Source organism: Pseudoalteromonas lipolytica (assembly GCF_900116435.1).
Lineage (GTDB): Bacteria > Pseudomonadota > Gammaproteobacteria > Enterobacterales > Alteromonadaceae > Pseudoalteromonas > Pseudoalteromonas lipolytica.
Window position 1 is genome coordinate 119,811 of the sequence record NZ_FPAZ01000014.1, and the last position, 25,469, is coordinate 145,279.

Annotated in this window: 19 protein-coding genes; 12 read left to right on the top strand and 7 right to left on the bottom strand. The window is 42.3% G+C overall.

From position 1 onward, the window contains the following. The first annotated feature begins 164 nt into the window (after positions 1-164). A complete protein-coding gene (tal, locus tag BM378_RS15225) occupies positions 165-1,118 on the top strand; it encodes a transaldolase (RefSeq protein ID WP_074989530.1) in 954 nt (317 codons plus the stop codon). A gap of 124 nt (positions 1,119-1,242) precedes the next feature. Here the strand turns inward: tal and tkt are convergent, their stop codons facing one another. After that, positions 1,243-3,243 carry a transketolase gene (gene tkt, locus BM378_RS15230; RefSeq protein ID WP_074989531.1) on the bottom strand — a complete coding sequence of 667 codons (2,001 nt, stop codon included), beginning with the start codon at positions 3,241-3,243 and terminating at the stop codon, positions 1,243-1,245. A 347-nt stretch (positions 3,244-3,590) separates the two neighbouring features. Between tkt and BM378_RS15235 the strand changes: the two genes are divergently transcribed. The 5 genes from BM378_RS15235 (at position 3,591) to BM378_RS15255 (ending at position 11,883) form a co-directional block, all read left to right on the top strand. Further along, complete coding sequence (locus BM378_RS15235) at positions 3,591-4,478, top strand: MipA/OmpV family protein (RefSeq protein WP_036973629.1); 888 nt, start codon at positions 3,591-3,593, stop codon at positions 4,476-4,478. Positions 4,479-4,481: 3 nt separating this feature from the next. Next, positions 4,482-4,865 carry a DUF3019 domain-containing protein gene (locus tag BM378_RS15240; RefSeq protein ID WP_036973630.1) on the top strand — a complete coding sequence of 128 codons (384 nt, stop codon included), beginning with the start codon at positions 4,482-4,484 and terminating at the stop codon, positions 4,863-4,865. Beyond that, positions 4,865-5,578 (top strand): response regulator transcription factor, encoded by a 714-nt coding sequence (locus BM378_RS15245; RefSeq protein WP_036973631.1) that lies wholly within the window; start codon positions 4,865-4,867, stop codon positions 5,576-5,578. The genes BM378_RS15240 and BM378_RS15245 overlap by 1 nt, the downstream gene beginning before the upstream one ends. A 6-nt stretch (positions 5,579-5,584) precedes the next feature. Next, positions 5,585-6,778 carry an ATP-binding protein gene (locus BM378_RS15250; RefSeq protein WP_036973632.1) on the top strand — a complete coding sequence of 398 codons (1,194 nt, stop codon included), beginning with the start codon at positions 5,585-5,587 and terminating at the stop codon, positions 6,776-6,778. A 161-nt stretch (positions 6,779-6,939) separates the two neighbouring features. Continuing rightward, positions 6,940-11,883, top strand: a complete 4,944-nt coding sequence (locus BM378_RS15255; RefSeq protein WP_036973633.1) for a S8 family serine peptidase — start codon at positions 6,940-6,942, stop codon at positions 11,881-11,883. Positions 11,884-11,947: 64 nt separating this feature from the next. Here BM378_RS15255 and BM378_RS15260 read toward each other — a convergent pair whose 3' ends face one another. Further along, positions 11,948-13,093 (bottom strand): acetyltransferase domain-containing protein, encoded by a 1,146-nt coding sequence (locus BM378_RS15260; protein ID WP_036973634.1) that lies wholly within the window; start codon positions 13,091-13,093, stop codon positions 11,948-11,950. Beyond that, positions 13,083-15,167, bottom strand: a complete 2,085-nt coding sequence (locus tag BM378_RS15265; protein WP_051501947.1) for a TonB-dependent siderophore receptor — start codon at positions 15,165-15,167, stop codon at positions 13,083-13,085. Before BM378_RS15265 ends, BM378_RS15260 begins: the two co-directional genes overlap by 11 nt. A gap of 179 nt (positions 15,168-15,346) precedes the next feature. Here BM378_RS15265 and BM378_RS15270 point away from each other — a divergent pair, with 179 nt between their 5' ends. Together BM378_RS15270 and BM378_RS15275 are read left to right on the top strand one after the other, a co-directional pair. After that, positions 15,347-15,811 carry an energy transducer TonB gene (locus BM378_RS15270; RefSeq protein WP_074989533.1) on the top strand — a complete coding sequence of 155 codons (465 nt, stop codon included), beginning with the start codon at positions 15,347-15,349 and terminating at the stop codon, positions 15,809-15,811. 85 nt (positions 15,812-15,896) lie between these two features. Beyond that, on the top strand, positions 15,897-16,142 hold the full coding sequence (locus BM378_RS15275; RefSeq protein WP_174403901.1) for a DUF3297 family protein: 246 nt from the start codon (positions 15,897-15,899) through the stop codon (positions 16,140-16,142). Positions 16,143-16,196: 54 nt separating this feature from the next. Here BM378_RS15275 and BM378_RS15280 read toward each other — a convergent pair whose 3' ends face one another. The 4 genes from BM378_RS15280 to BM378_RS15295 all read right to left on the bottom strand — a co-directional run bounded on the left by BM378_RS15280 (position 16,197) and on the right by BM378_RS15295 (position 21,625). Continuing rightward, complete coding sequence (locus BM378_RS15280; protein WP_074989534.1) at positions 16,197-17,492, bottom strand: DEAD/DEAH box helicase; 1,296 nt, start codon at positions 17,490-17,492, stop codon at positions 16,197-16,199. Positions 17,493-17,660: 168 nt separating this feature from the next. Continuing rightward, a complete protein-coding gene (locus BM378_RS15285; RefSeq protein WP_036973638.1) occupies positions 17,661-18,845 on the bottom strand; it encodes an alpha/beta hydrolase in 1,185 nt (394 codons plus the stop codon). Positions 18,846-18,947: 102 nt separating this feature from the next. Next, positions 18,948-20,768 carry a glutamine--fructose-6-phosphate transaminase (isomerizing) gene (gene glmS, locus BM378_RS15290; RefSeq protein ID WP_036973639.1) on the bottom strand — a complete coding sequence of 607 codons (1,821 nt, stop codon included), beginning with the start codon at positions 20,766-20,768 and terminating at the stop codon, positions 18,948-18,950. Positions 20,769-20,863: 95 nt separating this feature from the next. After that, positions 20,864-21,625: a DeoR/GlpR family DNA-binding transcription regulator gene (locus BM378_RS15295; protein WP_036973640.1), complete on the bottom strand. Its 762-nt coding sequence runs from the start codon at positions 21,623-21,625 to the stop codon at positions 20,864-20,866. Positions 21,626-21,779: 154 nt separating this feature from the next. Between BM378_RS15295 and BM378_RS15300 the strand changes: the two genes are divergently transcribed. The 4 genes from BM378_RS15300 to BM378_RS15315 all read left to right on the top strand — a co-directional run bounded on the left by BM378_RS15300 (position 21,780) and on the right by BM378_RS15315 (position 25,218). Continuing rightward, positions 21,780-22,307 carry a sugar O-acetyltransferase gene (locus BM378_RS15300; protein ID WP_074989535.1) on the top strand — a complete coding sequence of 176 codons (528 nt, stop codon included), beginning with the start codon at positions 21,780-21,782 and terminating at the stop codon, positions 22,305-22,307. Between the two features lie 133 nt (positions 22,308-22,440). Continuing rightward, positions 22,441-22,980 carry a hypothetical protein gene (locus BM378_RS15305; protein WP_083202792.1) on the top strand — a complete coding sequence of 180 codons (540 nt, stop codon included), beginning with the start codon at positions 22,441-22,443 and terminating at the stop codon, positions 22,978-22,980. A 118-nt stretch (positions 22,981-23,098) separates the two neighbouring features. After that, on the top strand, positions 23,099-24,373 hold the full coding sequence (locus BM378_RS15310) for a LysM peptidoglycan-binding domain-containing protein (protein ID WP_065979514.1): 1,275 nt from the start codon (positions 23,099-23,101) through the stop codon (positions 24,371-24,373). 92 nt (positions 24,374-24,465) lie between these two features. Continuing rightward, positions 24,466-25,218 (top strand): hypothetical protein, encoded by a 753-nt coding sequence (locus tag BM378_RS15315; protein WP_065979515.1) that lies wholly within the window; start codon positions 24,466-24,468, stop codon positions 25,216-25,218. Positions 25,219-25,469: the final 251 nt, after the last annotated feature.

The following is a 25,469-nucleotide window of genomic DNA, read 5'->3' on the forward strand; positions in this document are numbered from 1 at the left end:
AATACCAGATTGTAAAGGTATTATAAAAATATTATTAACAGGATTATTTGCTGCTGGCGGGCGATTTATTGCGCAGTTTTTCTGGAAGATTAGATTGTTTTTTCAGCACAAATAACAGGTTAAAGCCACTAAATTAACTTTTGTATGATAAGAATGGGATAATTATGTCTAACCAACTAGAACAACTTAAAGCAATGACAACCGTTGTTGCTGACACGGGTGATTTTGAAGCAATCAACGAATACAAACCGCAAGATGCAACAACGAACCCATCACTCATCTTAAATGCGATTCAAATTGAGAAGTACCGTCCACTTGCTGCAGAAGCCGTTTCATGGGCTAAAGCACAAAGTAACGATACAAATGAAGTAATAAGCAAAGCAGCTGATAAACTAGCAGTATTAATTGGCTCTAAATTAATGGAGCAAGTACCGGGTTTAGTGTCAACTGAAGTTGATGCGCGCTTATCATTTGATACCCAAGCAACCGTTGATAAAGCTCTTGAGCTTGTTGCTCTTTATAAAGAGCAAGGTATCGACACATCGCGCGTGTTAATCAAAATTGCTTCTACATGGGAAGGTATTCAAGCCGCTAAAGTACTTGAAGCACAAGGCATTCGTTGTAACCTAACACTGGTGTTTGCATTTGCTCAAGCGCGTGCTTGTGCCGAAGTAGGTGCATACCTAATCTCTCCTTTCGTAGGGCGTATTCTTGATTGGTATAAAGCACAAGATGCAAGCGCAGATTTCGACGGTGCAAACGATCCGGGCGTTAAGTCAGTGACTCACATCTACAACTATTTCAAAAAACATGGTTTTGAAACAATCGTTATGGGTGCAAGCTTCCGTAACATTGGTGAAATTCAAGAACTAGCAGGCTGTGACCGCTTAACTATCAGCCCTAAACTTCTTGCAGAACTGGCAGCAACGCAAGCACCTTTGACACAAAAGCTACAACCTGCGACTGAAAAAGCAGACGCGCCAGCAGCGATGACAGAGCACGCATTCCGCTGGGAAATGAATGAAGATGCAATGGCCACTGAAAAGCTAAGCCAAGGTATTCGCCAGTTCGCCATTGACCAAGAGAAACTAGAGTCAATCTTAAGCGAATTAGTTTAAACCTGATTGTTTAAGCAGAAAAAAGCCCGCAAACTAAGGTTTGCGGGCTTTTTTTGTGCCTGCCTTATAATCGTAAAGGCAGGCTTATCGTGTTGCGATTACGATAAATTTTTAGCTAACAACATTATTCAGCAAGTAATGCGTTTGCTTTAGCGACGAGGTTAGCAACCGTGAAACCAAAGTGCTCTAGCAATACAGCACCAGGCGCTGATTCACCAAATGTATCCATACCGAGTACGTCACCATCTTGGCCAACATACTTGAACCAGAAGTCACGGTGCGCAGCTTCAACTGCAATTTTTGGAGTACCCGCTGGTAGTACGCTTTGACGGTATGCTTTGTCTTGGCTATCAAACTGATTAGTCGACGGCATAGATACCACGCGAACTTGCTTGCCTTGTGCTGTCAGTTCAGCGGCAGCATTAACCGCCAGTTCAACCTCTGAACCTGTTGCAATTAGGATAAGTTCAGCTGTTTGTTCGCTATCAACAAGTACGTAACCACCTTTAGCGATATCGGCTACTTGCTGCTCATCGCGCGCCATCGCTTTCGTGCCTTGGCGGCTGAAAATGAGTGAACTTGGGCCTGTTTCTTTTAATAACGCTTGACGCCAAGCAACCGCTGTTTCTGTTTCATCACACGGACGCCACGCAGTCATATTCGGGGTCATACGTAGGTTTGCAATTTGCTCGATTGGTTGGTGAGTTGGACCATCTTCACCTTGACCAATTGAATCATGAGTATACACAAAGATGCTTTGTGCTTTCATTAATGCAGCCATACGCACAGCATTTCGCGCGTATTCCATAAACATTAAGAAAGTCGCACCGAATGGGATAAAGCCACCGTGTAGTGCAATACCATTCATGATAGCGCTCATACCAAATTCACGTACACCGTAAAAAACATAGTTACCATCAGCGGCATCTTGTAAGCCTTTAGCGTCTGGCCACAATGTTAAGTTTGAACCGGCAAGGTCAGCAGAGCCACCCATTAGTTCAGGAAGCTGCTTTGCAAAGAAAGTAATTGCGTTTTGTGAAGCTTTACGCGTTGCAATGTTTTGCATGCCAGCTTGGCATTTAGCAATGTACTCATCAGCTAATTCTGCGAAGTTAGCAGGGAGTGTTTTTTCAAGTACGCGACGAGTATATTCTTTAGCTAGTTCAGGGTGTGCTTTGCTATAGGCAGCAAACGTTTGTTGCCATGCACTTTCTAACTCTTGACCTTTCGCTTGAGTATTCCACTCGTTGTACACGTCTTGCGGTACTTCGAATGCAGGGTGTGGCCAGTTTAATTGCTCACGTACCGCAGCGATTTCATCGTGACCAAGTGGCGCACCATGACAGTCGTGGCTACCCGATTTGTTTGGCGAACCAAAACCAATCACAGTTTTACAGCAAATCAGTGTAGGTTGCGTGGTATTGCTTTGCGCCGCTTCGATTGCGCCCGCAATTGCATTCATATCATGACCATCAACATCACGAATAACCTGCCAGCCATACGACTCAAAACGCGCAGGTGTATCATCAGTGAACCAACCTTCTACTTCACCATCGATCGAGATACCGTTGTCATCCCAAAATGCAATGAGTTTTCCAAGGCCTAACGTACCTGCCAACGAACATGCTTCGTGCGAGATACCTTCCATTAGACAGCCGTCACCCATAAAGCAGTATGTAAAGTGATCAACAATATCAAAGTTCGGTTTATTGAATTGTGCCGCTAAGATTTTTTCAGCGATAGCCATACCGACTGCGTTAGCAATCCCCGAACCTAATGGGCCTGTTGTTGTTTCAACACCCGGTGTGTAACCGTATTCAGGGTGACCCGGTGTTTTAGAATGAAGCTGACGGAATTGCTTAATATCTTCGATGCTAACGTCGTAGCCGCTTAGATGTAACAATGCATATTGCAACATTGAGCCATGCCCATTTGATAACACAAAACGGTCACGGTTAGACCAGTCTGGGTTTAATGGGTTATGACGATGAAAGTTTTGCCACAATACTGCGGCAATATCAGCCATCCCCATGGGCGCACCTGGGTGACCTGAGTTAGCTTGTTGAACAGCATCGACAGCAAGTATGCGAATAGCATTTGCAGATTGAGAACTAGGCAGAGTCATCTTATTAGCTTCCTGTTAATATTATAATATAATTAATATCGCAAAAACTCAGTCAAATAGCAACTTAATAAAGTGTCATGTCAGTAATGACGTGCCCCTAACGCGGTTTTAAAGTGTTAAATGAGCGTGAATATGCACCGTTTAATACTTTGTAATACTCTGTTTATGTTGCTCACGCTTTTTTTTAGCGACCTCAGCATCACAAACACATTAATTATTAATTCATGCGCTTACATTATTTAGTTTACAAAAACCAACCAATGCTACAATTTGGTACATTATTTCATTGTTCAAGTTAACAAGAACACCTTAGTGTTAACACGTTTTTTCGCTGAGGTTTTTTATTTGTGATAGTTAACAGTGGTTGCTCTATTGGGCTTCGCATTATTTTACTCTTAAGCACGCTTTACTTGTCTCCTCAGGCTCACAGTACCGCGCCTGCCTATTTAGCAGATGAAGGGTTGAGCCTTGGCATTAGCTTAGGGTATGGGCAGCTCGATAATCCGGTTTATAATAAAGGGGATATTCCACTTTATGTGCTGCCGCGCGTGGAACTGTTTGTCGGTGATTTCTCGTTCGCAAATACGCAACTAACCTGGACACCGATAACACGTGAAAACTATCAACTCTCAGTGTTCACTCAACTCAACGAAGACGGGCTTTACTTTGCTAAGCATTCCGCTGCACTCGCAGCAATAAGGACTATAAGTGGCCGCCCTCCAATGGGGTCAATTCCACCGGCAATGGGTGACATGCCGCCCACGACCCAAAAAAGACGCGGCGATATAGGCAGTATTAGTAACCGTAAACTCTCTTTTATGACTGGCGCAGAAGCGCTATACGATTGGCAAAACTGGCGCTTTAGCGTGAGTTGGGCAATGGAGCTAACCAACTATCATAAGGGTTTACAAGGCGCACTTTCTGCACAGCGCTTATATAAAATTGATCAGCATCTACTTTTATTGGGTATCGAAGTACAGCATTTAAACAGAGGGTTAGTCGATTACTATTATGGCACTAGCCAACAAGACGTGCAGGTGGGGTTTAGCCGCTTTGAAGGTCGCTCAAGTCAAAAGTATGGCCTTAAGGCCAGCTACCAATACCACTTTAGTCAGCAATGGCAATTTATTAGTGATGTAAAGTACCAGCGCTTATCTTCGGGCATCGCCGACAGTCCACTCATAAACGATAGCAACTTGCTTTCTTTTTATGCTGGCATTGCATGGAATTACTAAACAATGCTGCGAACTAACTCATTTTTACTCATGATGCTTATCCTCAGCTTCACCCTTAGTAAACTTGCCTTTGCTGAGTCGAGTCATATTGAAGTAACACCCAGTAACTGTGTAACTAATGAGCAAGATTGTGTGATGAATATTAAGGTAGATTGGTTCACAGAGGCCACCAGCACGGTGTGCATTCGTGTTACTGATCAGCAAGTCAGGCTATTTTGTCAAAAGCCAAAACAAGGGCACAACTTCCTTATCGCTGTACGAAACAATCGAAATATTGTTCTAGAGCTATTAACCGAGCAACTTATCCCGTTAGAAAGCACTGAAATAAACGTTTTTTATCAAAATATTAAAAAACGTCGCCGTGATATCGCATGGAGTATTTTTTAATGACCAAGCATAATAAAATTTTATATATTGAAGATGACCTAAAACTGGCTCAATTAGTCGTAAATTACCTGATGAGTAATGGGTATGAGGTTGATCATTTTGATAATGGCTGCCATGCGTGCTACCAAGCAAGTATGAAGAAGTTCGACTTGATTTTACTCGATATCGGCCTTGGTAACGAAGATGGTTTTGACGTATTCAAAGAGCTAAAGCGCTATCAAGACAGTCCGATTATTTTTATGACTGCCAGACAAAGTCAGGTTGATCATATAACAGGGCTAGAATTAGGAGCCGATGACTACCTTACCAAGCCTGTATCACCGTCTATTTTATTAGCAAAAATTAACAACACGATTCGCCGCACTCAACAGGTTAAGCCTCAAAGTACTGTACACAACGCCCATAACATACGGTTTGGCTCACTGAGTATAAATACCATTCAGCGCGAAGCTTATTTGCATAGCCAACCTCTTGAATTAACCAGTGCAGAGTTTGAATTACTAATACAGTTAGCCAAGGCTCCAGGGCAACTTATCAGTCGCGATCAGCTTTTTGATAGTGCAATTGGTCGTAAATATGATGGTCAAAGCCGCACAATTGATGGCCGTATAAGTCGGCTCCGAAAAAAGCTCGGAGACGAGTCTGTGCCACCCCAAAAAATAGTCACCGTGTGGGGCAAAGGGTATATTTTTTCACCTCAAGCTTGGAGCTAACTTGCCTTGTTTAGGCTGTATTTTTACCTCTATTTAACCCTCGCTGTTTGCCTAAGTAGCGCAGCGTGGGTACTAGAGACTTATTTTCCTTCTCCTCCCGCTCACTCGTTAGAACAGCAACTCGCACACCACCTGCTAAGTGTAGAAAGCCAAGTCGATAATGCGTTAATAAAAAAATCGCCCCTTGCCAGTTTCTACTTAGGCGATGCTTTAAAACAACCCCTGTTACGAGGCGAAGTGATCAGTGTTAATGACCCTGAAGGGAATGTGTATTTTCATCGACTTGCTGTCGATGGTGACACCATTTTAAGCGCTGGCCCTTACGTACAAACAGAAGAAACAGCATCACAATCCCTCGTGAGTCTGGTTTTTTATAGTAGTGTTGCATTAGCGGTGGTTATTTTTACCGGCCCATTACTGATTGATTTAAGTAAACTACGTAGAGCAAGTAGCAAAATTTCAAATGCTGATTTTAGCCCGCAAGTTCAATTTAGCCGCTTTAGTTTATTAAAAAGCATAGGCGATACCTTTGATAATATGGCACAGGCACTTTATAACCGAAACCAAAGTCAGCGCGAACTTATCAACGCCGTTTCACATGACTTTTTAACCCCGATTTCACGCGCTAAGTTTGCCCTCGAAGCCGTTGACGATAACAACCATTATCGCCACAGTATTTTGCAAGACATTATTGAGTTAGAGCTATTAGTTGAAGAGTTTTTAACTTATGCAGAGCTTGAACAGTGTGAGCCACGCATATTAATTAAAGACTACAGCCCTGATGAATTACTCCAGCCCTGTATTGCTAAGTTTATGAGTTATTGTCAGCTTGATATTCGTATTGATTGCCAACTAGAAAAAATAAGTGTTGATAAGCAAAGCTTTCAGCGCTTACTGCAAAACTTACTTGGTAACGCTGTGCGGTTTGCTAAACAACATATTGAGATCACCTTAAAACACACTAAAAAAGGCACGTTACTCATCATCGAAGATGACGGGCCAGGTATACCAGAAGCGATGCGCGCAACCTTAATGCAGCCTTTTTCTAAAACGGCCTCTGTGCATCAACGTGGCTATAAGGGAGTCGGCTTAGGCTTGTCAATCGTGAAGCAACTCTGTATTTGGAATAACGCACAGTTTAGTTTAGACAATAGCAGCCAGCTCACTGGCGCCAAGGCAAGTATTCATTTTTTGCGTTAATACCCCCTCCCCGAAAATGTACCAAGATGTATCAGTGTGTGCCATTTATTTACATTATATTGATGTTAGATACACAACTGAACACTATCCCTAGTGATTAAAATCGTTCGCAACAAATAGCGAGCTCATAATTAAAAAATCCTTCTAGGGAACTAAAGCACATGTTCAATATGAAAAAAGTATCAGTGATGGTCGCTTCTGCACTGTATATCAGTGCTGGCACTTCACATGCTGCACTGAATCAAGCACAAGAATGGGCTGAACAACCCGCTGATTATGCGCCAAAACCAATGGTTTCTGCTGAAACTAATTGGGATGGTAAAATCAACCAAACGGTAAAGAAACAAAGCCGTATTTTCACGCCAGAAAAAGACATCACAGGTGTTCAAACTTATATTGTTCAATTAATTGATGCACCTATTTCAGCTTATGATGGCGGCCTAAAAGGCCTAGCAAGTACACGTGAAACAGTGGCAACAGCTAGACAAACAACCGCAAAGCCACTTGATTTAAATAAACCTGAAATTGCAAGCTACTCAAATCACCTCGCAAGCAAGCGTCAAAATGTTGTGAACTCTGCACTGACACTTCAAGGCCTGCAATTAAAAGTAGATCGTGAATTTAGCGTCACTTTAAACGGCTTCACCACCCGAATGACCCAAGAAGAAGCTGCGCGTTTAGCAAAAGTGCCTGGCATTAAGCACATCGCACGCTCTAAGATATACCCATTAACTACGTTTAACACGATTGAGCAAACAGGTGCAAAAGCACTGTGGAGCAACAGTCAAAGTGGCCTAGCAAGTAACAAAGGTGAAGGCGTTGTTGTCGGTATAATCGATACAGGCATTAATACTGATCACCCATCATTTGCTGCCGTAGGCGATGATGGCTATACACACACCAATCCACTGGGTGATACTTACTTAGGTGATTGTGCTAAAGCTGAATTCGCAGATCGCTGTAACGATAAGCTCATTGGTGTGTATTCATACCCAGAAATCACGGTAGCGTATTCTGATCCTGTATTTGAAGAATCGCGTCCAGCGTATGGTGAAGATTATAACTCTCACGGTTCTCACGTTGCAGGCACCGCAGCGGGTAACGTGCTTTATGATATTACTTATAAAGAACCTGGTTACGGTAGCCAAAACTCTGGGACTGAAACGAACCTTATCTTCCCGCAAGTGTCAGGTATGGCACCGCATGCAAATATCATTTCTTACCAAGTTTGTTGGCCTGGTGCTGCTGGCGACCCATATGCGGGCTGTCCAGGTAGTGCAATTATTGCCGCTATCGAGCAATCAGCAATTGATAACGTTGATGTCATTAATGCCTCACTCGGTGGTTTTGAGGAAGATCCTTGGGTTGAACCTATTGAGCAAGCATTTTTCAATGCGGCAAACTCAGGTGTGTTCGTTGCTGTTGCAGCCGGTAACAGTGGCCCTTACTTACAATCAGCTGATCACTCATCTCCTTGGGTAACAACGGTTGCTGCGCATACTCCATCTTCGCAAGTTGTGTTTAGCGATAAAACTCTTGAGAACTTATCAGGTGGCGACACTGACGCACCAACAGACATGATTGCTGCTGGCATTACCTTTGACGAGCTAACGGGTTTAATTGTTTCTGCGTCTGATTACCCTAACCCAAATGAGCCAGTGTCACGCTACCAAACAGACTGTGATCAGCCTTATCCAGCGGGCACCTTTGACTTTACCGATGACCCTAACACGCCGGATATCGACGAAAGCCAAGAAGACGTTATTGTTGTGTGTAAGCGAAGCAATAAACCGCTTTACGCAAAAGCAAATAACGTATTAGCCGGTGGCGCTGAGGGTGTCATTATTTACAACCTATCGTCATACCAAGACCGTAGCCCAGCACCTCAACTGCCTTACCCTGCGCCTACAGCACATGTAACCAATGCAGAAGGTGTTAAACTACTTAATTGGTTAAGCACAGGCTCAGGTCATAAAGGAACCATTACAGCAAACTCAGCTAGCACAGAAGAAGTAGATGAAGAGCGCATTGCGTACTTCTCAAGTCGCGGTCCATCATACTTTGGTTTTGATACCTTGTTAGTTGATGTTGCTGCACCGGGTGTTGATGTGTTCGCAGCGAGTTCAGACGACCAACCGTTTTCTAAAAACCCATCATCAACAGACTGGCAAACAATGTCGGGAACATCAATGGCAAGTCCGCACGTTGCTGGTGCTGCCGCATTGCTTAAACAGTCTCATCCTGAATGGTCTTTAATGGAGATTCAATCAGCGCTAATGTTAACAGCAAGCAACAACCTTAAAAATGCACAATACCTTGATAACTATAAAGATGAAGGCTTTGATTCATCTTTACAAGATATGGGTGCGGGTCGTATGCATGTTGACCTTGCTGATAAAGCCGGTTTAGTGATGCATGAAAGCATCGAAAATATGAAAGCGGCAAATCCTAATTTAGGCGGCCGCTTAAAAGCACTTAACACGGCTTACATGGTTGATAATAACTGTGGCCTAGAATGTAGCTTTATGCGTACAGTGACAGCAACAGAAGATGCAACGTGGAGCGTATCAGCTGAAGAGTGGATTGGTAACAGCACAATTACTGTAACGCCGAGTGAGTTTTCACTAAAAGCCGGTGAAACACAAAACATTGTTGTTGAAGTGAAAATGAACCAAGTTGCTCAAGCAATTGATAATATCGAGGTATCAGGAAACCAAGGTCAAATAAAATTGGTTTCGAGCAACCCTAATTCACCCGTTCTAGAAATGCCAGTATGGACATTTAACGGTGATACAGGATTACCGAGCTTTATTAAAGTAGATGCGCATCGTCGTTCTTCAACAATTAATGTAGGTCCTTTCAACACCGATGAAGTGAGTGATTTCACATCGCGCTCTTTTGGGTTAGTGGAAGGCCAACAAAACACCGTAAAATTATTCACAGACACCACCAGCGGCGACCCATTTGATTTAGTCGACGTCGATGGTGAAATGGTTAACCCTAACCATATTGAGTGGACTACCGTACCACAAGACGCAAAAATGCTGAGCGCAAGCCCAGTAGGCGAAGCCTCTCGCGTGCTTATGTTTATGGGTAAAGACAGTAATAACGATGGTTTAGCAAGCATGGATGAAACTATCTGTATGTCTACCAGCTTTACTGTTACCAACTTCTGTAACATTGTTGACCCAGAAGCAGGTGAATATTTCACCGTTTACATGAGCTTAGCAAATGTTCCTTCGGGTGAAGAAGACCAAGGCCGAGATATCACTTTTGCAACAGCAGTGGTTCAAGAAGGTCAAAGCAACCTAACAGTCAGTGCTCCAGAGAAAATTGCAGGTTACAAAGACTACGAACTAACACTGTCGTACAACTTACCTGACATGGAAGTAGGCGATATATATTTTGGTGGTTTTGACTTAGGTAGCAACCCTGAAGACGCTGGTAACCTTGGTTTTGTTCCTGTCATTATCAATCAAATTGATAAAGACATGCGCTTTACAGCAAATAAAGAACAAGCGACTGTGGGTGAATTAGTTGATTTCAAAATTGAAGTAATCGCAAATAATGAACAAGCGGCTCGTAATTTCACAATTGATACTGCTTTCCCAGAAGGCATCGAAATTATTGAAGACAGCATTGTTGCGACAGCATCAACTCCAGCAACACCTGAACTGGTAGACAACGTATTATCACTTCAAGGTACGCAAGAGACGACCAAAGATGTGGCTCGTAACTATAAAATTACCACGAATCTAACAGATGAAATGTGTTCTCTTGGAGCAGCTAAATCTCCGTACCCTAACTATTTAGACTTGCGTACACTTGGCTGGCGTACACTTGAAGGAGTTCAAGGCCAATACTGGAACGAGTTTGAGTATTCATTTAAAGAGTTAATGGCAACAGATCTCGATGTTTCTTTCCCATTCTTTAATAAATACCATTTTGATTCAATCAAACTTAACCCAGCTGGTTTAGTGACGTTTGGCTCTAACGGCCGCACAACGCCATTCCATGTAGAACTTCCATCAGGCGGCGGTTTCCCACCACCACCTCCGTATCTTATTGCGCCTTTCTGGGTTGGTGATAACACAATCCCTGAGCGTGTAGATGGCACTTATGGTAACTATGACGCTAACGCGGGTATTACACCAACTTATACTCAAGCACGTGATTGGCTTGTCCTTGAGTGGGATAATATCCAACGCTCTCAAGTAGAAGGGCAATCAGTTGACGTTGAATTGTTCATGCGTATGAATATTGCTTATGAGCCAGGCGAATATGAAATGATGTTTGCTTATGACAACGTTAACCTCGCTGATAACCAAGGTTCTATTGGTTTCAAAGCTGCTGACGGTCGTATTATTGTTAATGGTGATATGCCTGTAGATCTTAATATTGGTGATGGTTTTGCATACGACAATCTTGATGAAGTTGTTCATGATGAGCTTGTCGTATGTATGGATTATGTAGGCCCTGAAGTGTCTAAGTTTGACGTTCAGTTCCAAGCGTATATTGGCGAAGCAGCTGCAGCACAAATGCATACGCTGACGGTTAATAACGGCTTAGAAGGCGCTGATGACGAAGTGTTAACCTTAGAGCTTAACGTACTGGGTAATATTTCATTATCTGACTTCCCTGATATGCAAGTTGAAGAAAACAACTCTATTAGCTTCGATGTACTTTACGCGGATGAAAACAACGTAAGTAACGTGATTGAAGTGATGGGTGAAAACTTTACTTCTGAAGTTTCAGGTCACACATCAGGTAGCACAGTAACAATCACACCTACAGAGCACTTTAATGGTGAAATTGATGTCATGGTAAAAGTAAGCGACAGAGTAAACTCTGCAGATGCTGCAATGAGCTCATTCTCATTAATGGTTATGTCAGATGGTATTGAGTTGGGTTGTACTGACAGCGCAGCAACAAATTATGATGAAAATGCAAATACTGACAATGGTAGTTGTACTTTCCCTGAGGCCGTTATCCCAGACCCTGAAGTGGAAGAAAGCAAAAAATCATCAAGTGGCTCATTTGGCTGGTTATTACTAGCGTTTGCACCACTTCTGACGCTTCGTCGTAAGAAATCTCAAATTAACTAAGGATGAGTTAATTAGGATAGTTAAGAAGTAATGCCGATATGCTTGCATATCGGCATTTTTCATTTTACAAATACTTAAGCCACGGTTTTTTAGTTTTACGTTTGTATTCACTAAACTTTTTGGTTGGCCAATAGAGTCCAATTATTAAGAGTAAAGTAATTAACCAAACACTTGATATATCACTTACCCCAAAATAGTGCCCTTGGTTTGCCCCCCATATCAACATACCGACTTGATACATGGCGAGCAGCACATACAGGTGTAATATATAAAAAAACATAGGCACAGAACCATAAACGCGCAGCGCATTGGTCACGCGGTTAAGGGGTCGCTCAAACGCCCATAAACCGAGAAACATCCCCGCCAAGGTTATCAATAAAAAGTTTAATGATGGCGGATACTTCGTTACATTGAATACCGACATGATCGTTTCTGTGGTGGTGCTAAATGTTTGCCAAGGCAGCGTTTCACCATAAATATTAAAACCACGCAGTACCGCGAATAATCCTACACATAATAGTGCTAACAGCAGCAATGCTCGTTTACGCGACTGCGCTTTTTGCGTATGTGCATATAGTGGCCCTGCGCAATAACCCAGTAAAATCACACCAATCCACGGCAATACAGGGTAGCTAATTTTTACGTCAATTAAGCCACCTTGTGATAAATAACCTCGATCATGCAAAATCGTCCACAGCGAATAACCAAACTCATCGGGCGTGAAACTGATTGGAGTAAGTAAGTTATGGCCGAATACAATCACTAAACCAAGGACGAGTAATACCCTCTGAGGTAGCTTTATAAGTAAAGCAAGCACCAACATACACAAGCCAATAGCCCACATCACTTGAAGCCAAATCGTGTGGTAATACCCCATCCACGAAAAGCAAATTAACGTTACTTCAAGCGCAATTAAAAACAGCCCTCGTTTTACTAAAAAGCCGCGAGCAGAGCGTGCGACACCCGTTGCTGGGTGACTGTACAACCACGCCGACAGCCCCGTTAAAAAGATAAAGGTTGGTGCACAAAAGTGGGCCGCAAAACGACTCCAAAATAAGCTGGGTGAAGTAACATCAACGTCCATCGGATCAGACACTTGCATATGCAAAAAGAAGCGTTCTCTGACATGATCTAGGAGCATAATTAAAATAACGACCCCCCGCATAATGTCGATACTATGAATACGACTTTTAAGCTGCTCAGAAGTCATAGCTCACCCCCAGTTTAAATTGCGTTGGCGCTCCAGGATAAGCCCACAGTGCATTGTAGCTACTGGCAATATATTTTTCGTTAAAGATATTATCGACATTTAGTGACACGGTTGTTTGCTCTGTTGCACGCCATTTTGCGAATAAACCCACTAATTGATAGCGTGGGATGCGAAAAGTTAAATCGGCTGGGTCCCCTAAACGATCTGACACATATTGATAATGCCCCCCGACCTTAAGCTCTTGAGAAAATAGTGTCAGATCATGATTAAAACTTGCAGAAAAGTTATTCTTTGGCACGTTAACAAGCGGGCTGCCCTTTGGAATAGGCACTATCCACTCAACATTTAAACTGTCTGTTGCTGTCTCAGCGTCAACATAGGCATAAGATAGGTTGTACTCAGTGTTCGCGCCCAGTGAGCCTGTTAAATCAAGCTCAACACCTTTACTTTTGGCTTTGCCTATTGGGGCTGAATACCCCACATTAACAGGATCTGCCACCAGCATATTGCTCTTAGTCGCATCAAATATTGCCACTGTACCAGTGATTTTTTCGCTGCTAAATTTCACACCGACTTCGAACGAGTCACTCTCTTCAAAGCCAAATGGCTTACCTTCAGCGTCGGTGCCACTTAGAGGTAAAAAACCCTCTGAGTAACTTGAGTACAGATTAATGTTATCGTTTAGCACGTACACCATACCAAAACGTGGGCTAATACGATTTTTTTTACTGTGTGATGCAACGCCCGACTTCGTTTCGAAAATATCTTGTTCTATTTCATCAAAACGTAACCCAACCATCACTTTTAGGTTGTCAGTTATATCTAACTGATCTTGTATATAAAGACCGTAAGCACGTTGTTCCTCATTGTTCTCATATTGCATACCCATTTCAGGGCCTTCGATAGGCGTGTAATCTGGCTCATGGATATCAATTGTATAAGTGCCATAACCACCGCGGTAACGATATAACCCTGTACGTAACTCGTATTCATATGCATCAGCACCGAATAAAACATGATTGGTAATACTTGCAATATCAAACTGACCGCTCAGCTCAAAACGCACGGAAACATCCTCAGATTCATAATCTCGATAGCGGTGCTGGCGCGTTAAGGTTGTTCCATCATCAAATAATGATTGGCGCGATGGCGATAATTCCGCATCTGAAGACTCACCAGTTAAAGTGGCTGCACGATAATTAGCGCCAGCAAGTAATGACCAATCATTATTAAAATTATAGTTATAGTTGAGTTGATGGCCTCTGGAGTGAACTTTTGTTGGCGCATCATTTGGGTTACCTAAAAAGCGTGACTCCGGCACAGTCTCAATATTGCCATTAAGAATCACAACACCTCGGTCGTACATTTGTTGTTGGTCAACATATTCAAACTCATAGGTGAGCGATGAGTTATCAGTCACTTGATAGTAAAGCGAAGGTGTAATCACTAATTTATCGTGGTGCACATAATCACGAAAACTATCGCTATCTTGCCATGCACCATTGATTCTAAATGCTAAATCATCGGTTAAGCCATTGGTGTAATCACCTTGAATACGCGTGTGGTCATCACTGCCGAACTCCGCTTTAAGTTGACCTTGCTGATAAAACTGCGGTTTTTTCGTGATGATGTTAATCGTACCGCCCGGTTCAGAACGACCATAAAGCGCAGAGCCAGGCCCTTTTAACACCTCAATGTATTCAATATTCGACACATCTCTTGGCCCTGCAAAGCCTCTTCCACCACTAAAGCCATTAATTAAATACCCCGAAGGCATGTTTTCATTACCAGACAAACCGCGAATAGAGTAGCTATCCCACAAGCCCCCTCCATTATTTTTACGGCTGATACTCGCCGAAAAATCGAGCGCATCACGAAACTTAGTTATGCCATTATTAGTGAGCATATCTTTACTTAAGGTCGTGATCGATTGCGGTAGCTCTTTGGCGGGTATATCCCCCCGAAACGCTTGCTTGTGTTCAATAATAATAGTTTCTATATCACTGTTATCAGTCGCATTCACAGCCGTGCTTATTACAACAGCTAAACTAAGGGGAAGGGTTGAAAACGTCATAGGTTGGTACTTCAAAAAGATTAAACGATTATTTGTTATAAAATAACACAAATAATCGTATTGATATAGTATAACAAATCATTTTGTTGCTGTTTTATACCCACACCACTTATTTACATCCGGCTTTCTTATCTTTAGTATTTATCGCTGAACAAAAAACAAACATGTTACGGATGACTATGTACAAATCGCTATTCGCACTATCACTGGCTTGCACATCTGTAAGCGCATACGCCAACCCAGACTTATCACGTAAAGTACCGTTTGTGGATATTCAAGCACAGGTACTTGATACCTCAGCCGGTGGGCTAACATGGCAGCGACTGCAGCAAATTCCAAATGTTCAATACCCTCGTGAGCTTTTAAATAAGCAAGGCAGTGGTTGCGCGATTGTTAATTTTAAAGTCACACCACAAGGCCAAGTAAAAGCGATAAATATTGAAAAATCTGCACCTAAGCGATACAGCAAAGAAGTCAGAAAAGCCGCAAGGAAAATCGTCAGAGACTGGCGCTGGCCAGAGCGCACCGATGAGCAGGTGGTTGATTTAACCATGCGTTTTAACTACTGCCTAACCCATGATTTCGATAAAAAGAGTGATGCCATTGCACAGTGTATAGATCATTCAGCGCAAGCGTGTGAGTAAACAACAAATTTGCACCACTGATACTTGAGCGAATGCGCGGTATTGCCTACAATGGCGCACAATTTATTCAATGCAGATCGCAACTATGACCGATACAACAAAACCAGCACTACCTGATCAACTTTCTATCAACCCACGTAGCAAATTTTATGTAGAAGAAGTATTCGAACATGAAATTGGTGTAAAACTAAACGGTAAAGAGCGTTTTGACGTAGAAGAATACTGCATCAGCGAAGGCTGGATCAAAATTGCAGCACCTAAAGCACTAGACCGTCGCGGCCAGCCATTACTTATGAAAGTAAAAGGCACTGTTGAGGTTTTTTATAAGTAAACTCTGTCTTACTGTAAATGAACAAGCCGACTTTCGTCGGCTTGTTCATTTTTGTTACTTACGACGCCAGCTACTCCAAACATCGTCTTCTTTGTTCACTTTATTTTTCTTCTTTTTCTTACCCGTGCCTTCCGGTTTTGCCATTGGCTTATCATTTTTAAGCGCCTGTGCAGCATCAAGGTTTGCTTTATTCACTTCAAAACCTCCCACTTGCTCTCGCTCCAAGCGTAACTTATTTTTCTTTTCGATTATTCTAAAGTGATGAAAGTCTTCATAATCAATCAGTGATAACGCTAAACCCACTTCACCAGCACGGCCACTTCGACCAATGCGATGCATGTAATCAGCGGGGCTGCGCGGTAAATTAAAGTTAATCACCACTGGCAGTTTTTCAATATCTAAACCGCGGGCAGCAATATCAGTGGCAATTAGTACGTCAATTTCACCCGCTTTGAATTTCTCGATTACGCGTGTACGCTCGCTTTGGCCTTTATCGCCATGGAATACTTGTGCGTTAATACCGCGTTTTTCTAGTTTATTGGCTAAGTGCTCACAGTCTTTTTTGGCGTTCACAAAAATAAGTGCTTGGCGCCATTGCTGCTGTTTAATTAAATGCGCTAAAACGGTGGTTTTCTCGCCTTTATTTACCGTGAATACACGCTGCACCAAGGTGCTTTCATCTTTGTTTTGTAACTGAATCTCTAGCGGATTTTTTAACAGCTCTTGCGTTAATAGCATTACTTGCTCAGGGAACGTAGCTGAAAACAACATCGTTTGCTTTTTAGCAGGCATTAACGCCAACAACTCAGCAAGCTCTTCTGTAAAACCAAGGCTCAATAGTCGGTCAGCTTCATCAAGCACTAAGGTGTTTACTTTATCTAGCTTAATGGCATTGCTTGAAATTAAGTCGAGCAAACGCCCAGGAGTTGCCACAATAATATCGGCACCGCCGCGTAGTGCCTGCATTTGTGTATTAACCGACACCCCACCAAATACAGCCATCGTTTTAATCGCGCCATTAAAATAAGCAGAATACGATTTAACATTATCAGCCACTTGCGTTGCAAGCTCACGCGTCGGCACCAAAATAAGCGCCGATACATAGTTACCTTTAGCATCTCGCTTTAATGCACCCTGTGATATTTTTTGCAATATAGGTAGTGCAAACGCCGCTGTTTTACCTGAGCCCGTATTCGCTCCTGCAATTAAGTCATGTCCCGCCAAGATACTTGGAATTGCTTTTGCCTGAATAGGTGTAGGCTGGGTATATTCAAGATCAGACAATCGAGCAACTAGCTCTGGAATAAGGCCAAGTGCATTGAAATTACTAGGGTTTGAGGCTGAGGTCATAAAGGTGTGGGCTCATTACTAAAATAGCCTGCAATTTTAACGCATTTATTGCCCGGTAAGTAGGGATTAGTGATTTAAATACCTTTTAGATGATAGCCACTGGTTTATGATAATTGCTCAATATTAAAAGAGGCACTTAAAAAGCCAACAACTAAGTTGGCCATATTATTAACTCTTACTCAACTGTGCTTCTAACCTCGTTTTTGTCTCTTTTAAGTAATCTAGATAGGGGTAAGTGTCATCTGCGACCGCTATTGCAGCTTCGATTTGAACCAGAGCTTGTCGAGTATTACCTTGCATTTCATAGCCATATGACAAAGCTGACAGTGCATACGCTGATTTAGGATAGTTTTTGATATTGTACTTAAACACCTCAATAGCCCGCTCAAATTGCTGGTTATCCGTTAAGCTGTAACCTAGTAGCCTAACAGCACGGTCTGGTGGCGCTATTTGCTCGCCCCATTGCTGAGATAAGCGTTGATAATAAGCATCAATTGATGAAACATCATCGCTCAATGCACTCAAAGGCATCTGTTTAGATAAAAATAAGCCATGGTAAGCATTAAATGCTCCGGCAGCTGAGGTTAAGTTATGCGAAACGCCAGCAAAGGCGTCGCTCTTAAAACGCAGATTTTGCACCTTACTATTTTGCATAGTTTGCTGCATATCATCGTATCTTTCGCGCATAATGCCGGCTTCTTCACCGATATTTATATATACATAGCTGTTGATACTGTTGGCTTTAGTAACAAAGGTTTTTAAGCTCTTAGCCGGAGCGCCATAGTTCCACCATACCGCGGGGCTATAAGCAATATGCGCTTGAAATAGCTCTGGCTTAGCCTGCATAGCGTAAAGAGCAAATACACCTGCAGCTGAGGCTCCCGCAATAACGCTATAATCATGAGTGCGATACTGTTTATTAACCAGAGGCATCAGCTCTTGCTCTACGAAAGCTAAAAACTTTGCTGCACCACCGCCCTCGCCAACGGGTCCTTGCGGTTCTTTGTTCACGGTGGGATAAAAATCTCTAAGTCGATTGGTACTTTCAATCGCAACTACAATCACCTCTGGCGCTTGGTCATCTTGTTGTAAGCGCTCAAGCACTGCATTAATTAATGGTAAATTACCTGCCCCATCTAAACGATAAATAACGGGAAATCTTTTGTTTGGATATGTTTGATAGCTTTTCGGTAATTGCACAACGACAGTACGCTGCTCATTAAGCATACTTGATTCAAAAGTATGCGTTTGCTGGCTGTAATTTATAACCGGCTCATCTGCCGCTGGTTGAGCCATTACATGGTTAGTACAGAGTAAAAAACCGCTAATACAGAGTAACTTAAATAATCGCACGACTTATCCTTAAGAAATATTGGTAATTTTTTAAGCTAACAGAATTACAGGTATAAAAAAAGGCGCCTAGAACGCCTTTTTTAAAAATTCAACTAATTGATTTTACTCAACTGTCACCGATTTCGCTAGGTTACGTGGTTGGTCTACGTCGGTGCCTTTAATCACCGCTACGTAGTATGAAAGTAACTGTAGTGGAATTGTATATACAACTGGTGCAATCACGTCATCAACATGGTTTACGTTGATCACACGCATTGTTTCGTCAGATTCGAAGTGTGAATCTTTATCTGCGAATACATAAATAATACCGCCACGAGCACGTACTTCTTCTACGTTTGATTTAAGCTTTTCAAGTAGCTCGTTGTTGGGTGCTACAACAATAATTGGCATGTCGGCATCAATTAAAGCTAGCGGGCCATGTTTAAGCTCACCTGCTGCGTATGCTTCCGCGTGAATGTATGAAATTTCTTTCAGCTTAAGCGCACCTTCCATCGCAATTGGGTATTGTGAGCCACGGCCTAAGAATAGTGAGTGATGCTTGTCGGCAAATTCTTCTGCTAACTCTTCAATGCCATCCGCTAATAACAATGCTTCTTCAAGCTTGTTAGGGAGTGTTTTAATTGCATTGACAATTGCACGTTGGTCGAGGCCTTTTTCTTGCGCAATAGACGCTGTTAGCATTAATAAGCCAACAAGTTGTGTTGTGAAGGCTTTCGTTGATGCAACGCCAATTTCGGCACCCGCTTTCGTCATAAAGGCTAAATCAGATTCACGTACTAAAGATGAACCCGGTACGTTACAAATGGTCATCGATGCCATGTAACCTTGCTGTTTAGCTAATCGCAATGCAGCTAGGGTATCGGCTGTTTCACCTGACTGAGAAATAGTGACTAATAAGCTATTTTCATGCACAAATGATTCGCGGTAACGGAACTCAGACGCAATCTCAACGTTACAACTCACACCCGCAAACTGTTCAAGCCAGTAACGAGCCACCATTCCTGAGTGATAAGACGTCCCACAAGCAATAATTTGCACGTGTTTTACATCTTTAAAGATTTGCTGGGCACTGTCGCCAAAGGCATCAATCGCTACAGTGTCATTAACAAGGCGACCTTCAAGTGTATTACGAACCGCAAGTGGCTGTTCGTAAATTTCTTTCAGCATGTAATGACGATATTCGCCTTTACCTGATGCATCTTGGGTGATGTTTGATTCAATCACTTCACGCTCTACAGCTTCGCCATTCGCATCAAAAATTTCCACGCTATCACGGGTAATACGCGCTACATCACCTTCTTCAAGGTAAATAAAGCTGCGTGTAACAGGTAGTAAGGCAAGTTGGTCAGATGCAATAAAGTTCTCACCAAGACCTAAACCAATCACCAGTGGGCTACCTGAGCGCGCTACAATGATTTCGTTGTCGTTCGCTTTATCGAAAACAACAGTACCAAATGCACCTTCAAACTGCTTAACTGCAGCTTGTACTGCTGCTAATAGCGTGTCATGTTGCTGACGTAACTGGTGAATAAGGTGCACCATTACTTCGGTATCAGTTTCTGATAAAAACTCATACCCATCGCCTTTTAACGCTTCACGTAGGCTGGCATGGTTTTCAATAATACCATTATGAACAAGGGCAATTTCGCTTTTTGAAATATGCGGGTGCGCATTGGCCTCTGTTACACCACCATGCGTTGCCCAACGCGTATGTGCAATACCGGTAGTGCCATTAACAGCGGCATTATTAAGTGCAGCTTCTAAGTTTGCAACCTTACCCACTGCTTTAACTGTGTTTAGTTCATTACCTTTAAGTAAAGCCACACCTGCTGAGTCATAGCCACGGTATTCAAGGCGCTTTAAGCCTTCAACAAGAATTTTATTTACTGGGCGTTCTGCAACAGCCCCAACGATTCCACACATAATCTCTCCTTTTGCACATGCCAAAGTGTTTTACTTTGGGCAGTATGTGTTGTCATAAAATTTATGTAATAAGGTGTTGTCGGTCTTATTACGGGTTATTCAATGTCTGCACAAATCAGCTGCACACCACATTTTCTTATCGCCTCGCGTTTCTCTTCGCTAAGGTTGTTGTCTGTGATAAGTGTGGTAATTTGCTGCCAAGGCAGTTCTAAATTCGGTATTTTTCGGCCTATTTTATCTGACTCAACAAGAACAACGACTTCACGAGCCGATTCAGCCATTACTTGGCTAAGGCCCACTAATTCATTAAAGGTCGTTGTGCCTCTATCTACATCAATGCCATCGGCACCAATAAACAGTTGGTCAAAGTCATAAGAGCGCAAAACGTTCTCTGCAACTTGGCCTTGAAACGATTCTGAATGCGGATCCCAGGTGCCGCCGGTCATCAATAATGTCGGTTCGTTTTCCAGTGCTAATAAACGGTTAGCGACTTTAATGGCATTTGTCATTACTACTAGGCCACGTTTACTTGCAAGCTCAGGGATCATGGCAGCCGTTGTGCGACCACTGTCTATGATCACTCTGTTATGATCTTTAATAAGGCCCGCAGCCGCTTTAGCGATTGCGATTTTACGTACTGAGTCTTCTTCATCACTCACAATCTCTTGCGGTAATGCAATAGCCCCACCATAGCGGCGCAGTAATAAGCCACTTTTTTCAAGCGCTGTTAAATCTTTACGAATGGTCACTTCGGAGGTTTGAAACTGCTCAGCCAGCGCTTCAACGGCTACTTCGCCAAGTTCATTAACCTGACTTAATATTGTATGACGACGTTGTTGAGTGTTTCGTTTTGTCATTAACCTGATCACATAAGTTTCGTTTCGAAAGTTACGGGATTTTAAACGAAACAATATAAATGGCAAGTGAATGTTTTATAACCCCACTAAGTTTATTTTGATCTCTGACTTTTACGCGATAAGCTATCTTTAGAATTTACTTAGACTGATCACCATGAAAGAGTTTAATAGCCTAGATAAATCCCTGATTGAACAGCGTAAAAACGCACATGAGATTTGCCGTTTATTTGCCAAAAGTCCCAGTAAAGGCAATTTAAAACGACTAAAATGCATGTTTGCTCAGTGTGGTGAACAGGTCGTTATTGAAGCGGGTTTTCATTGTGATTATGGCAGTGGTATTAAAATAGGTGATCGAACCTTCATAAATATTAACTGTACAATACTTGATGCGCCGCTATCAGATGCACAAATTACCATAGGCAATGACTGCTTAATTGGCCCAAATGTGCAAATTCTTGCAGTATCGCATGCAGCAAACCCCTCCGAGCGTTTAGCTAAAGCTAATTTTGCAGCGCCGATTAGCATTGGTAATAATGTATGGATTGGTGCTGGCGCGATTATACTTGCAGGTATTAAAGTTGCTGATAATGCCGTAGTTGGCGCAGGGGCAATAGTTACTAAAGATGTCGCGGCAAATACCCTAGTAGCAGGTAACCCCGCAGTGAAGATTAAAGACCTTTAAAAATTACAATATAGCGATATTAAATTGAGCACACATTGTCGGCTAACCTGCCAATTTAGAACATTTTCTTACAATTAGAACTCACCAAGATTGATATTATTGTACCCATTACAGTTAATGGATTAAATTCAATATGAAATATCTCGGCTTAGCACTTTTTGCACCACTTGCCTTAATTCCTTCTACAAGCTTTGCAGGGATTTATGACAACCCTAATATAAACCTGTTTGTGAAGTCAGAACGTAATAGCACTGACTCAATCACCTCGGCAGGTGTCGAATTTATGGCTAAAAATAACAACAGCAATTTTGGCGCAGCATTGACAACAGCGCTTGGGTCAGCTGAAGTGTTTACTAAAAAAGGTGATCGGGAGACATTTTTAACCCTCGACACTGGCATAAAATTTGGCTATTTCAGTGACTTTTTTGTCTATGGCGAAGTGGGCTTAGATTTAATTGAGCTCGCTTTCTACGACGACCGAAAAGACCATGACTATAACGACCGCTTCGATGACGATAACAATAGTATCGATGGCTATGTGGGTGTTGGTATAGGCGTGGACTCTAAGCCATTCAGAATAGAGATCTATGCCAGAGCCCGAGAAATAGACAGCCGCTATTGGGAGGCACAAAACCATGGTTATGCTGGGTTACAAGTTAGTATTTCGTTTTAATTTCAATTGGGTGAGAGAGTTAGCACGTTGTTAATCTAATGGTCATTTTTAGCTCACCCTATGTTAAGCTTAGGCGCTTTAGTTTACCCGCACCTAAGTTAACGGAGTATTTTAATACGTGTTTTTAAATCGATTTTTAGGCCTTGTTGTTTGTCTTATTGTAACAGGCTGTCAGACTGCCCCTGAGTCTCTTACTGAAAAGAAGCCCATAATTAAGGCAAATCCAGATACTGTGGTTACAGAATCTAAAACAGAACAAGTAGATGCGGTGCCACCGCTAAAACCAAGTGAACTTGAAGATGTGTGGCAGCGTATTCGCGTTCAACTGCAGTTTAGCGATTCAAGTCATCCTGATGTACAAAAGCGCATTGCTTGGTACCTTACTCATCCGAATTATATGGAAGAAATAAGCCGCCGTGCAGCGCCGTATTTGTATCATATCGTCACAGCAGTAGAAAACCGTGACTTACCCATAGAACTTGCCCTAATGCCGCTTATAGAGAGCGATTTTGATGCCAGTGCCTATTCGCACAAGCATGCATCGGGTTTATGGCAACTCACTCCTTCAATCGCCAAATACTTTAAAGTAAAAATTACTCCTTGGTATGATGGTCGACAAGATGTGATTGACAGCACACGTGCAGCTCTCGATTTTATGGAGTATCTTTATAAACGCTTTGATGGCGATTGGTATCATGCTATTGCTGCCTACAATATCGGTGAGGGGCGAGTGTTACAAGCCATTGCTCGTAATCAGAAGCAAGGGAAACCAACCGATTTTTTCAGCTTAAAACTGCCATCACAAACTCGTCAATATGTGCCCAAGTTGCTCGCTGCGGCACAGTTGCTTAAACATCAAAAAATGGTCTTTCCGTCGATTAAAAATGAAGAAGCAATTAGCATCTTGCCTGTGTCAGGGGCTGTGATCTTAGCTGACAAAGCAAAATGGCAAGAACTCGAAGAGTTAAACCATGGCGTAATTCGCTACCCTGCAGTAATAGATGCGCCACATATTGTGGTACCAAAAGATCAACAGTCAACTTTTAAAACACTGTTAGCAAATCAGAAAAGTAATGATTACAGCCAGTGGCAACACTACACCGTAAAACGCGGCGATAGCTTAAGCGTAATAGCAAAACGTTATAAAGTGACAGTCAGCCAGCTTAAAACCTTTAATAGCTTAAAAACGAACACTATTCGCGTAGGTCAAAAACTCATATTACCGCAATTAGCTGATCAACAAATTGAGTACAAAGTAAGAGCAGGCGACAGCTTATGGAAAATAGCAAAGCAATACAAAGTCAGCATAACAAAACTAAAGCAATGGAATAACCTTTCTAGGGATAGTCTAAGAGTAGGCGAAAAGCTCACCGTATTTATCTCAAATAGTTAATACCAAATCAGGGAGTTTTACTCCCTGTCTCTTTTATATATCCAATTAAAGTTGTATCTTTAGTAGTCTATAAAAATAACAACGACAAAGTCATGGATAATCAACAAAAGGACGTCACCGAATCAACTCTTGAGACACATCAGCAAGAGGCAAGCGATGAACACCAACCAAAATCAACCACGGCAAGCACTAACCCCGACGACTCTAAACAGCCTAAAGCTTGGTTTACCAATGAGCGTCTAAACCTCTTTCTCGCACTGTGTGCCATTATTATTTCAGCAGCGTCTTTTTATGCCACATACCTGCAAGCAAATGCTGCAGAACGACAAGTAAAAGCCGCCACATGGCCTTGGCTTGAAGTTATGACGGGGAATTATGATGAAGAAAAAAATCTACCTGAAATCACCTTTGTACTCACTAATTCAGGATCAGGACCTGCGATAGTAAAGTATGTGAAGTATCACTATAACGACCAATCATATTTAGATATCTATAAAGTAATTTCTGCATGCTGTTTTGATACACAAGCATATGAAACACAGCTACAAACTCTGCAAGATGATTCTCCCAACATAAATATTTTCGAAGCATTTGGCTGGATTATGACGAGTGCCAGTGATAACCGGTTGCTGGCATCTGGCAGCAAACTTAAACTTTTTGGTTTCAAGCGAACGGGATTTAATGAAACTCAATGGGACAAAGTAAACAAGCAACGGAATAGCATCAAAACCGAGATCTGCTATTGCTCTTTACTAGAACAATGCTACCTAAGCGATGGCCGCGCAGATGTAAAAGAAATAGAACAGTGTGATATATCAGGTAATTCTCCAGAGACAGCGCTGTGAATATTAGGGGTTATGTATGAAGGGCATATCAGGTACTTCGGCACTAAAGTGCCTCCACGCCCTAATTATCTCAATGTAGGTGAAATGAGCGATTTAAGAGAACCATCATTCTCCACTACTGTCATCATGATTAAACAACGTGGCAATTGTGATTGAACATCATGATTACAAAGCGTAGGAACGGCTTTAGCCGTGAATGTTAGGGGTTATGCATGAAGGGCATATCAGACACTTTCGGCACTCAAGTACCT

What these genes read in the sequence shown, in the direction of transcription:
- BM378_RS15255 (WP_036973633.1), top strand. Translation starts at nt 6,940, where the DNA reads ATGTTCAATATGAAAAAAGTATCAGTGATGGTCGCTTCTGCACTGTAT.
- BM378_RS15315 (WP_065979515.1), top strand. Translation starts at nt 24,466, where the DNA reads ATGGATAATCAACAAAAGGACGTCACCGAATCAACTCTTGAGACACAT.
- tal (WP_074989530.1), top strand. Translation starts at nt 165, where the DNA reads ATGTCTAACCAACTAGAACAACTTAAAGCAATGACAACCGTTGTTGCT.
- BM378_RS15265 (WP_051501947.1), bottom strand. Translation starts at nt 15,167, where the DNA reads ATGACGTTTTCAACCCTTCCCCTTAGTTTAGCTGTTGTAATAAGCACG.
- BM378_RS15270 (WP_074989533.1), top strand. Translation starts at nt 15,347, where the DNA reads ATGTACAAATCGCTATTCGCACTATCACTGGCTTGCACATCTGTAAGC.
- glmS (WP_036973639.1), bottom strand. Translation starts at nt 20,768, where the DNA reads ATGTGTGGAATCGTTGGGGCTGTTGCAGAACGCCCAGTAAATAAAATT.
- BM378_RS15275 (WP_174403901.1), top strand. Translation starts at nt 15,897, where the DNA reads ATGACCGATACAACAAAACCAGCACTACCTGATCAACTTTCTATCAAC.
- tkt (WP_074989531.1), bottom strand. Translation starts at nt 3,243, where the DNA reads ATGACTCTGCCTAGTTCTCAATCTGCAAATGCTATTCGCATACTTGCT.
- BM378_RS15295 (WP_036973640.1), bottom strand. Translation starts at nt 21,625, where the DNA reads ATGACAAAACGAAACACTCAACAACGTCGTCATACAATATTAAGTCAG.
- BM378_RS15245 (WP_036973631.1), top strand. Translation starts at nt 4,865, where the DNA reads ATGACCAAGCATAATAAAATTTTATATATTGAAGATGACCTAAAACTG.
- BM378_RS15305 (WP_083202792.1), top strand. Translation starts at nt 22,441, where the DNA reads ATGAAATATCTCGGCTTAGCACTTTTTGCACCACTTGCCTTAATTCCT.
- BM378_RS15260 (WP_036973634.1), bottom strand. Translation starts at nt 13,093, where the DNA reads ATGACTTCTGAGCAGCTTAAAAGTCGTATTCATAGTATCGACATTATG.
- BM378_RS15300 (WP_074989535.1), top strand. Translation starts at nt 21,780, where the DNA reads ATGAAAGAGTTTAATAGCCTAGATAAATCCCTGATTGAACAGCGTAAA.
- BM378_RS15280 (WP_074989534.1), bottom strand. Translation starts at nt 17,492, where the DNA reads ATGACCTCAGCCTCAAACCCTAGTAATTTCAATGCACTTGGCCTTATT.
- BM378_RS15240 (WP_036973630.1), top strand. Translation starts at nt 4,482, where the DNA reads ATGCTGCGAACTAACTCATTTTTACTCATGATGCTTATCCTCAGCTTC.